Below are 295 nucleotides of genomic sequence, written 5' to 3'. Positions count from 1 at the left end.
GGATTCGTCGGCGACGGGATCGAACTCCACGGCGATCGGTCCGGTGGCAACGGCGTCCGGTCCGTCGGCGATCGCGATCGGCTACAACGCGACCTCGTCCAGCACGAATACGATTGCGCTCGGCGGATCGGCACAAGCAGTCGGCTTCAACTCCGAGGCGCTGGGCAACTCCGCCCAGTCGCTGTACAACGGCGACACCACGGTCGGCACGAACGCTGTGGCCGCGGGCGGCAACAGCGGCGCCACGGCTGCCACGGCGCTGGGCTATGGTTCGAAGGCGCAGGCGAGCAATGCG

The 295-nt window shown here is 68.5% G+C and carries 1 pseudogene; it reads left to right on the top strand.

The features are described 5' to 3' along the window. Positions 1–295, top strand: a pseudogene (locus U5805_RS31690) (hypothetical protein); the annotation flags it as partial.

This window comes from Paraburkholderia sp. J41 (genome assembly GCF_905220235.1).
Classification (GTDB): domain Bacteria; phylum Pseudomonadota; class Gammaproteobacteria; order Burkholderiales; family Burkholderiaceae; genus Paraburkholderia.
This window is presented reverse-complemented; position numbering and strand designations above follow the sequence as displayed.